Source organism: Rhizobacter sp. P3_B12, from assembly GCF_056402895.1.
The window spans coordinates 1-9239 of record NZ_JBFUGN010000159.1; the positions used below are offsets into that span (position 1 = coordinate 1).

10 protein-coding genes are annotated in these 9239 nt (G+C 69.4%); 1 reads left to right on the forward strand and 9 read right to left on the reverse strand.

From position 1 onward, the window contains the following. The 9 genes from AC1D01_RS11335 to AC1D01_RS11375 form a co-directional block, all read right to left on the reverse strand. Positions 1-731: AGE family epimerase/isomerase (locus tag AC1D01_RS11335; protein WP_477866188.1), on the reverse strand; the 731-nt coding region annotated here is incomplete at its 3' end. A 27-nt stretch (positions 732-758) separates the two neighbouring features. Then, positions 759-2009 carry a YbiU family protein gene (locus tag AC1D01_RS11340; protein WP_477866170.1) on the reverse strand — a complete coding sequence of 417 codons (1251 nt, stop codon included), beginning with the start codon at positions 2007-2009 and terminating at the stop codon, positions 759-761. 28 nt (positions 2010-2037) lie between these two features. Next, positions 2038-3090 (reverse strand): ABC transporter ATP-binding protein, encoded by a 1053-nt coding sequence (locus tag AC1D01_RS11345; protein WP_477866172.1) that lies wholly within the window; start codon positions 3088-3090, stop codon positions 2038-2040. A gap of 21 nt (positions 3091-3111) precedes the next feature. After that, entirely contained in the window at positions 3112-3990 is an 879-nt protein-coding gene (locus AC1D01_RS11350; RefSeq protein WP_477866174.1) for a carbohydrate ABC transporter permease, read from the reverse strand. Continuing rightward, positions 3983-4852, reverse strand: a complete 870-nt coding sequence (locus tag AC1D01_RS11355; RefSeq protein WP_477866176.1) for a carbohydrate ABC transporter permease — start codon at positions 4850-4852, stop codon at positions 3983-3985. Before AC1D01_RS11355 ends, AC1D01_RS11350 begins: the two co-directional genes overlap by 8 nt. A gap of 7 nt (positions 4853-4859) precedes the next feature. Continuing rightward, positions 4860-6110: an ABC transporter substrate-binding protein gene (locus AC1D01_RS11360; RefSeq protein WP_477866178.1), complete on the reverse strand. Its 1251-nt coding sequence runs from the start codon at positions 6108-6110 to the stop codon at positions 4860-4862. A 185-nt stretch (positions 6111-6295) separates the two neighbouring features. Continuing rightward, positions 6296-7282, reverse strand: coding sequence for a LacI family DNA-binding transcriptional regulator (locus tag AC1D01_RS11365; protein WP_477866180.1), 987 nt, complete (start codon positions 7280-7282; stop codon positions 6296-6298). Beyond that, positions 7279-8316, reverse strand: a complete 1038-nt coding sequence (locus AC1D01_RS11370; RefSeq protein ID WP_477866182.1) for a hypothetical protein — start codon at positions 8314-8316, stop codon at positions 7279-7281. The genes AC1D01_RS11365 and AC1D01_RS11370 overlap by 4 nt, the downstream gene beginning before the upstream one ends. Before the next feature lie 41 nt (positions 8317-8357). Beyond that, positions 8358-9032, reverse strand: coding sequence for an HAD family hydrolase (locus AC1D01_RS11375; protein WP_477866184.1), 675 nt, complete (start codon positions 9030-9032; stop codon positions 8358-8360). Between AC1D01_RS11375 and AC1D01_RS11380 the strand changes: the two genes are divergently transcribed. Then, positions 9007-9239: hypothetical protein (locus AC1D01_RS11380; protein WP_477866186.1), on the forward strand; the 233-nt coding region annotated here is incomplete at its 3' end. The genes AC1D01_RS11375 and AC1D01_RS11380 overlap by 26 nt on opposite strands.

A 9239-nucleotide genomic window follows, 5' to 3' on the forward strand; every position in this document is an offset into this window, starting at 1 on the left:
TTGTAGTCCCAGTCGACCGACCAGTCGGCGCGGTAGTGTTCCCACACCAGCGGGCCGTCGGGCGTGTCGGCCAGCGCCGCCTGGCGCTGCGTGATCGACTCGGCCAGCGTCAGCGCGCGCTGCAGGTACTTCGCGTCCTTCGTCGCGTCATACGCGGCGATCATCGCCTCGCAGCTGTGCATGTTCGCGTTCTGGCCGCGGTAGCTGCCCACCTTCCACGCGGCGTCGGCCTCGTCGGCATAGAGCCCGCGCGAAGGCTCCCAGAAACGCTGCTCCATCAGCGCAAAACTCGAATCGAGCCCCGCACGCGCCTCCTCGATGCCGGCCATCAGCGCATGCGCATGCGCGAGCACGACGAACGCGAGGCCGTAGCAGTGGTTGGTGCCGTCCTGCACGGTGGCCTTCGTGCCGTCCCAGTCGAGCTGCCATGCGTAGCCGCCGTTCGGCTGCAGGTGCGCCTGCTGCAGGAAGCGCAAGGCGTGGCGCGTGTTCTCAAGGTAGCGCTGCTCGCCGAAGCGGCGGAACGCCATCGCCTGCGTGAACACGAAGCGCGTGCTGCTCACCAGGTGGCGCGTGCGCCGGTCGTAGACCGTGCCGTCGTCCTTGTAGAAGTGGAAGAAGCCGCCGCTGTCGTCGCGGCAGCGGTCGTCGTAGAACGCGAGCGTGTGGCGGATGTGGGCGAGCAGCGGCTCGGGGCGGCGGAAATCGGGCAGGGGCGGCGTCGTGGTCATGGAAGTCATCGAGAAGAATCGGTCAGCTCAGGGCCATTCTCTCAGCCCCATCTGCATGCGGCCGAGCGGGCTCAGGTTGTCTTCGCGCGCCCGGCCCTCGAAGCCGAGTTCGTAGTCCTCGGGCGCGAAATCCGGGCTGCTGCGCCCTTTCAGGAAGGCCGCGGCCTGGCGCTGCGCGAAGGCGGCATTCTTGCCGCACCACGGCGCCGCGCCGATGTAGATCACGTTGCTGTAGCCGCTGCCCGCATGCTGGTCCTCCACCGCGTGGATCACGTCGGAGTGCCACCACACGGTGTCGCCCGGCTCCACCTGCGGGATCGACACCAGCCCCGCCAGCAGCGGCGCATGCCACTGTGGCGACGCGCCCAGCGCGCGCCCCGGCTGCGCGCCGCACAGGTCGCCGTCGGGCACGTCGGGCTGCAGTGCGCGCAGCAGCATCCACGGCGTGGTCTTCGCGATCGGCACCAGCTTCAGCGTGCCGTCGCCCGGGCCCTGGCGCGTCAGCGCGGTCCAGCCCTGGAAGGTGCGGAAGGCCGAGCACACCGCGGGCGACGGGATCTCGCGCGTCGCGGTGCGGCCCTCGGCATCGAACGGGTCGAAGGCCAGCGGGTCGCCGTCGAACACCTCGCGGTAGACGTGGCGGAACGTCGGCTCGCACCAGCGCTCGACCGAGCCGCCGTCGGAATGCGGCGAGAGACCGAGCGTCGAATCGCCCGGCTCGCGGCGGCGGATGCGGTCGGCGTAGTTGAACTGCCGGTCCGGGTCGAAGTACCGGGTGCCGTTCTTCTCGAAAGTCCACAGCCGGTTCAGCCACGCGCGCGTGGCCGCCATGTCGACATGCTGGCGCGCCTGCATCTGCGGCAGCGACCAGTACAGGCTGTAGATCTGCGGCCGGCTCGCGCCGAGCGCGCTGAAGTACTTGTCCAGCCCCGCCTTCTGCGGCATGCGCTGCAGGTACTGCACCGCGTCGATGTAGCGTCCGATGGCCTCGTTCCACGCGCCGACGACTTCGGGGTCGAAGACGCGGCGGATCACGACGCAGCCGCGCCGCTTGATGTGCGCCATCTGCGCTGCAGTGACCTTGCCGGCCGCCACGTCCCGGTAGTGCAGCTCGGGCACCGCGCCGCCCTGCGCCTGCTCGGCGCGGATCGCGGCCACCTCGGCCTCCAGTGCCTCGCCGAGCCGCGCGAAGCGGCCGGGCAGGTCGCGCACGTCGCGGCGCAGTTGCCGTTGCGAGGCCCGCACCGCGGCGGGCACGTCGTTCATCCAGGCTTCCATCGCATGCACCTCCTGGCTTGTCCAGCCGTCAGTTCAGCCGCTCGCCGGTCTCGGACGCGAACACATGCAGCGCCTGCGGCGGCACATGCACGCGCACCTCGGCTCCGGGCAGCACGTTCGGCAGGCCGCTCATGCGCACCGTGACCTCGGTGTGGCCGAGGTCGACCAGCGCATAGGTCTCCGGCCCGGTCGGCTCCACCAGCGAGATCCGCCCGGCGAGCTGGCCGTCGTCGCGCAGGCTCATGTCTTCCGGCCGCACGCCGACGGCCACCTTGCCGGCCGGTCCGTTCGCGAGCTCGCCGATCRCAGTCCCATCAGGCAAACGCAACATGCCGGCCGCATCGCGCGTCGCGTCGAACAGGTTGATCGACGGCGAGCCGATGAAGGTCGCGACGAAGCGATTCGCCGGCCGCGTGTAGATCTCGAGCGGCGTCGCGAGCTGCTGGATGCGCCCGGCATCGAGCACCGCGATGCGCGTGCCCAGCGTCATCGCCTCGACCTGGTCGTGCGTCACGTAGATCGTGGTGACGCCGGTGCGCATGTGCAGCCGCTTGATCTCGGCGCGCATGTCCACGCGCAGCTTCGCGTCGAGGTTCGACAGCGGCTCGTCGAACAGGAAGAGCTGCGGCTGCCGCGCGAGCGCCCGGCCGATCGCGACGCGCTGGCGCTGCCCGCCCGACAGCTGGCGCGGCTTGCGTTGCAGCAGGTGGTCGATCTGCAGCATCGCGGCCACGCTCTGCACGGTCTTCTCGCGCTCGGCCTTCGGCACGCCACGCATCTCCAGCGGGAACGCGATGTTGGCCGCCACCGTCATGTTCGGGTACAGCGCGTACGACTGGAACACCATCGAGATGTTGCGGTCGGCCGGGCCGGCGGCGGTGATGTCCTGGCCGCCCAGCACGATGCGCCCGCCGCTCGGCTCCTCGAGCCCGGCGATCAGGTTCATCAGCGTGCTCTTGCCGCAGCCCGACGGGCCGACCAGCACCAGGAACTCGCCGTCGGGCAGGTGGATGTCGATCTCGTGCAGCACGCGGGTCGCGCCGAACAGCTTGTGGATGCCTTGCAGGGCGAGGTCTGCCATGGTGTGTGTGGGGAACTGCGATCAGCCCTTGACGGACCCGGCCATCAGGCCGCGGACGAAGTACTTGCCGGAGACGATGTAGACCAGCAGCGTCGGCGCGCCGGCGATGAACGCCGCCGCGAAGTGCACGTTGTATTCCTTGACCCCGGTGCTCGAGTTGACGAGGTTGTTCAGCGCCACCGTGATCGGGAAGCTGCTGTAGTCGCTGAACGATGCACCGAACAGGAAGTCGTTCCACACGTTCGTGAACTGCCAGATCACCGAGACCACGATGATCGGCACGCTGTTGGGCAGCAGCAGCCGGAAGAACAGCCGGAAGAAGCGCGCGCCGTCCATGCGCGCCGAGCGCACCAGCTCGGCCGGGAACGCGGCGTAGTAGTTGCGGAAGAAGAGGGTGGTGAAGCCGATGCCGTACACCACGTGCACCAGCACCAGCCCCGGCACCGTGCCGGCCAGGTGCAGCAGACCGAGCGTGCGCGCCATCGGGATCAGCACGATCTGGAACGGGATGAACACCGAGAACATCAGCATCGCGAACACCAGGTGCGCGCCGCGGAAGCGGAACTGCGTGAGCACATAGCCGTTGAAGGCGCCGATGCCGGTGGAGATCAGCACCGCCGGCAGCGTCATCAGGAAGCTGTTCAGGAAGTAGGGCTTGAGCCCGGTCGCCTGCACGCCGATCTGCGCGAGGCTCCAGGCGTCGTGCCACGGTTGCAGCGTGAAGGCGTCGGGCCAGGCCATCAGGTCGCCGGCGCGGATCTCGTCGAGCGGCTTCACCGAGTTGACCAGCATCACGTACAGCGGCATCAGGAACAGCAGCGCGGCATAGCCGAGCACGCCGTAGAGGACGACGCGAGGAGCGACGCGTGACACCACGTTCTTCAACGTGCGCTCAGCCATGGGCATCCGCCTGGCGCGTCTCGCGCAGGATGTACGGGATCACGACGATCGCGATGGCGATCAGCATCAGCACCGCGCTGGCCGCGCCAACCGCCATCTCGTTGCGCGTGAAGGTGTATTGGTACATGAAGAGCGACGGCAGCCAGCTCGCCCGCCCCGGGCCGCCATTGGTCAGCGCGATCACCAGGTCGTAGGACTTGATCGCCATGTGCGCGAGGATCACGAAGGCCGAGATGAAGCTCGCGCCGAGCTGCGGCAGGATCACGCGCTGGTAGATGCGCCAGGTGCGTGCACCGTCGAGCCGCGCGGCGTTCACCACCTCGGTGTCGACGCCGCGCAGCCCGGCCAGGAACAGCGCCATCACGAAGCCCGAGGTCTGCCACACCGCGGCGATCACGACGCAGTAGATCGCCAAGTCGCTGTCCTTGACCCAGCCGAACGCGAAACTGCTCCAGCCGATCGCGTGCATCGAGCGTTCGAGCCCGATGCCCGGGTCCATCAACCACTTCCACGCGGTGCCGGTGACGATGAACGACAGCGCCATCGGGTACAGGAAGACCGATCGGAAGCCGGCCTCGGCGCGCACCTTCTGGTCGATCAGCACCGCCAGCAGCAGCCCCAGCACGCCACAGCCGAGGATGTACAGCGTCGCGAAGATGCCGAGGTTCTTCACCGACAGCACCCAGTTGTTCAGCCCGACGAGGCGCACGTACGCCTCGGGGCCGGACAAGGTGGTCACCGGCACCATCGTCGATGCCGTGAACGACAGCCAGACGGTGAAGGCGATGTAGCCGTAGACGCAGACGCCGATCAGCAGCACGCTCGGCGACAGCACCGCCTTCGCGATCAGGGGAGCCTTCATCGAGGGATCAGTTGTCGACCGCGGCGACCATTTCCTTGACGGCGGCCTTGCTGTCGATCTGGCCGTTGAAGTGGCGCGTGATCACGTCGTAGAAGGCGTTCTTGATGCCGGCCGGCACCGCGTGGCCGTGCGCCATCGAGCCGACCAGCGCGCCCTTGCCGCTGGCTTCGGCCAGGTCCTTGATGCCCTTCTTGCCGCAGTCGTCGAACGCCGCGTCGGACACGTCGGTGCGCGCCGGCACCGAGCCCTTGACGACGTTGAAGGCCGACTGGAACGCCGGGTCCATCACCGCGCTGGCCATCTTGGCCTGCGCCGCGGCCTTGTCGCCGCCGACCTTGAACATCGCGAACTGGTCGGAGTTGAACGACACCATGCCCTGGGTGCCGGGGAAGCGCATGCAGATGAAGTCGACGCCCGGCTTCTTCTTCGCCGCGACGAACTCGCCCTTGGCCCAGTCGCCCATCATCTGGAAGCCGGCCTTGCCGCTGATGACCATCGCCGAGGCGAGGTTCCAGTCGCGGTTGGAGAAGTCCTTGTCGACCAGCTTGCGCAGCTGGCCCATGCGGTCGAAGGCCTTCAGCATCGTCGGCGAACCGAGCGCGGCCTTGTCCTTCTGGATGAAGACCTTCTTGTAGAAGTCGATGCCGCCGGTGCTCAGCACGACGCTGTCGAACAGCGTCGCGTCCTGCCACGGTTGGCCGCCGTGCGCGAGCGCGACGAAGCCGGCCTTCTGCACCTTCTCGGCGGCGGCGATGAACTCGTCGAAGCTGGTCGGCATCGCCGTGACGCCGGCCTTGTCGAGCACCGACTTGTTGGCCCAGACCCAGTTCGTGGAGTGCACGTTGACGGGTGCTGCGATCCACTTGCCGTCGTACTTCGAGAACGCCTGCAGCGCGCCCGGCACGACCTTGTCCCAGCCTTCCTTCGCGGCGACCGCGTTCAGGTCGGCCAGCACGCCCTGCTTGGCCCAGTCCTGGATGTCGAAGCCGAGCAGCTGCACGGCAGTCGGCGGGTTGCCGGCGGTCACGCGGGCGCGCACGGCCGTCATCGCGGCCTCGCCGCCGCCGCCGGCCACCGGCATGTCGTTCCACTTGACGCCCTGCTTCTCGAGGTTGCCCTTCAGCACGTTCAGCGCCGCGGCCTCGCCGCCGGAGGTCCACCAATGCAGCACCTCCACGCTTTGCTGGGCGGACGCGAGGCCCGAGAACGCGAGCGCGCATGCGACCGCGACGAATGTCTTCAGAGGGTGACGTGTCATTCGCTTGTCTCCTGCTTTGTAGGGGTGTGACGTCGAGGTCACGCCGGTCAGGATAGGCCGCGGCGCCGAACGCTCTGACGGGGGATTCCCGCGCAAGAGTCAGCGCAGATCGCGAAACAAGCCGTGTTTAGTAGCCCGGATGCCAATCCGGGGTTTGTCGGACACATCCCGGATTGGCATCCGGGCTACGAGAGGCTGCTGTCCCGCACCACCAGCTCGACCGGCTGGACGATGTCCTGCGGCATGTCGTCGCCCCGCATCACCATCTCGACCCCGGTGCGGCCGAGTGCCTCCTTGTCGACGCGCATCGTCGTCAGCCCCATCGTGCCGTAGCCGGCGGCGGCGATGTCGTCGAAGCCGACGAAGGCGATGTCCTGCGGCACGCGCAATCCGGCGGCCTGGCAGACCCGGATCGCGGCGAGCGCGGCCATGTCGTTGTAAGCGAACACGGCATCGGGGCGCGGGCGCAGCTTCAGCAGCTCGCGCATCGCGGCCTCGGCACCGGCCGAGGTGTCCAGGCCGGGCGGGGCGACCACCTCGAGGTCGGGGTCGGCGAGCACGCCGGCCTCGAACAGCGCGCGCCGGTAGCCGCGCTCGCGCTCGCGGATGCTGAAGTGCGCCAGCGAGCCGGCGAGGTAGGCGATGCGCCGGTAGCCCTGCGCCAGCAGGTGCTGCGTCGCGAGGTAGCCGCCCTGTGCGTTGTCGGGGTTCACCGCGCGGCAGCCCGGCATCCAGAAATCGACCAGCGCGAGCGGCAGGTCCATCGCGCGCAGCAGGTCGACCACCTCGGCCTCGAAGTAGCCGGCCGCCATCAGCGCATCGGGCTCGTGCAGCCGCAGCAGCTGGCGCACCGGGTCGGCCGGGCCGGCGCTGAGCACGGTCGGCACCACGCCGAACTCGCGGCAGGCCTCTTCGACGCCATGCATCACCTGCGAGAAGAACGGGTTCAGCGAGAAGCTGCTGTGGTGGCGGTGCACCATGAACAACAGCCGCCGCGCCTTGGCCGAGCGCAGCCGGCCGGGGTCGTAGCCGAGGGTGCGGGCGACCTCGCGCACCTGGCGGCGGGTTTCGTCGGAGAGGCCGCGCTGGTTCTTCAGCGCGCGCGAGACGGTGCCGATCGAGACGCCGGCCGCCTCGGCGATGTCGCGGATCGTGACGCCGTCCGAGTTCATCGTGGCAGCGGCCGGGCCGCCAGGCGATAGCGGATCACGCACGGCTCGTCGGGGTGCAGTGCGATGCCGTCGCGCGCCGCGAGCGGGTGGTCGGCGGGCGGACGCCCGATGCGGCCCAGGTCCCAGGCGCCGTTCAGCGGCTCGACGCCCAGCGCGAGATGCCGTCCGCTCCACGGCGGCGCGAGCCGGCCGCGGTGGCTCACCCACAGCATCAGGTCGGGCAACAGCGCGCGGTCCCAGTCGAGCGTCAGCGACCAGCCGGCGTCGAGGTAGCGGGCGGTCACCGGGCCGACGATGTCCATCAGCTGCAGCAGGTCTTCACCGTCGGCGGYCTGCGGGAAATGCGTGAAGTCGCCCTGCGTGCCATCGGTTGAGGCATCCGCCAGCGGCACCGCGTCGAGGCGCTCGAAGCGCGCTCCGGGCCTGAGCCGTGAGCGGCCGGGCTCGGTGGGCACGGGATAGTTGAAGCCCGCGCCGTCGTGCTGCAGGTCGAGCGCCACGCGGCCGATGTCCAGGCGCAGCGTCGGGTGCAGCGCGACCGGCACGCGGCACGGCTTGCGGGCATCGATCTGCAGCGTGATCTCGAGCGCGGCTGCATCGGCCACCGCGCGCACGGTGCGGGTCAGGCGCTGCACCGCGTGCCCGGGCGGCATCTCGATGCGCAGCGCGAGCGACAGCGCATCCGAGTCCTRCCACTGCCAGCGGTGGTGCGCCGCGTAGCCGTGCGCCCAGTCGTCGGCGGGCTGGCGGGCCTGCCAGGTGATGGGCAACCCGTCGGGCCGGTCGCAGCGCCCGAACGGCACGCACGGCCATTCGCCGCGCAGGCGGCCGAGCAGGCCGGGCCATTGCGGGTGGGCCTGCGCATCGTCGGCCCACGGCGCCACATGCAGCGGCGAGAAATCCGCCTGCCCGGCGGCCCGGAAGCGCACCGGCGCCAGCATGCCGCCGAAGGCGTGCAACTCCGCATCGCCATGCGCCCAGCGCAGCCGGCGTGCAGTGTCTTCGGTGGGGAGAGAGGAGGGCGTTGAGGCCACGATCGGGCCAGTGTAGAAACCCCTTCCTGTTTAGTAAACGCCTAAAGCCCGGGCAGGGTGTTCCTGGGGGCGGGCGGGAACCAGGCGTCGAGGTGCTGCAGTGCGTCGGCGAGCGAGGCCAGTTGCTGCAGCGAGCTCGCCGCATCGGGCGTCTTCAGGTCGGGCACGGTCACCACCTGCAGGCCGGCGGCGCGCGCGGCGGCGCTGCCGTGGTCGCTGTCCTCGAAGGCGAGCGAGCTGTGCGGGTCGAGGCCGGCGCGTTGGGCGGCGAGCAGGTAGACGGCCGGGTCGGGTTTGCCGCGCGGCACCTCGTCGCCGCCGGCCACCGCGCGAAAGAAGCCATCGATGCCGGCCACCGCGAGGCGGCGCCGCACTTCGGCCACCTGCGTCGACGAGGCCACCGCGCACGGCACGCCGCGCTGCCGCAGCGCCTGCAGCAGCACCATCGCGCCGGGCTTCAGCGCGAACACGGTGCCGGCCTCGGGCGCGAGCCGCCGCGCCGCATCGCGCTGCACGCGTTCGTAGGCCTGCGTGCTGCCGAGCAGCGCGRTGAGCCGTGCGGTCGATTCGGCATGGGCCAGCCCGATCACGCCGATGTAGTCGGCCTCGTGCAGCAGCACGTCGAGCGCGCGCGCCGACGCGAGCCATGCCTGCATGATGGTGCGTTCGGAATCGAGCAGCAGCCCGTCCATGTCGAAGATGGCGGCGGTGAACATGGGCGCGATTCTGTCGTCGGGCCGCGCGCGGTACTACAACGGTGCGACTCCTTCACCCCCCAAGTTCGTGGGAGATGACTTAAGAAATAAAGATGGCATCACCCCCTGGCGAAAGTCGGATGGCGTGGCTAGACTCGGCTTCGAATTCTGGGAGGAGTTCCAAATGGTCCAACTGCTGAAAGCATGTGTGCCGTATCAACACGGCAC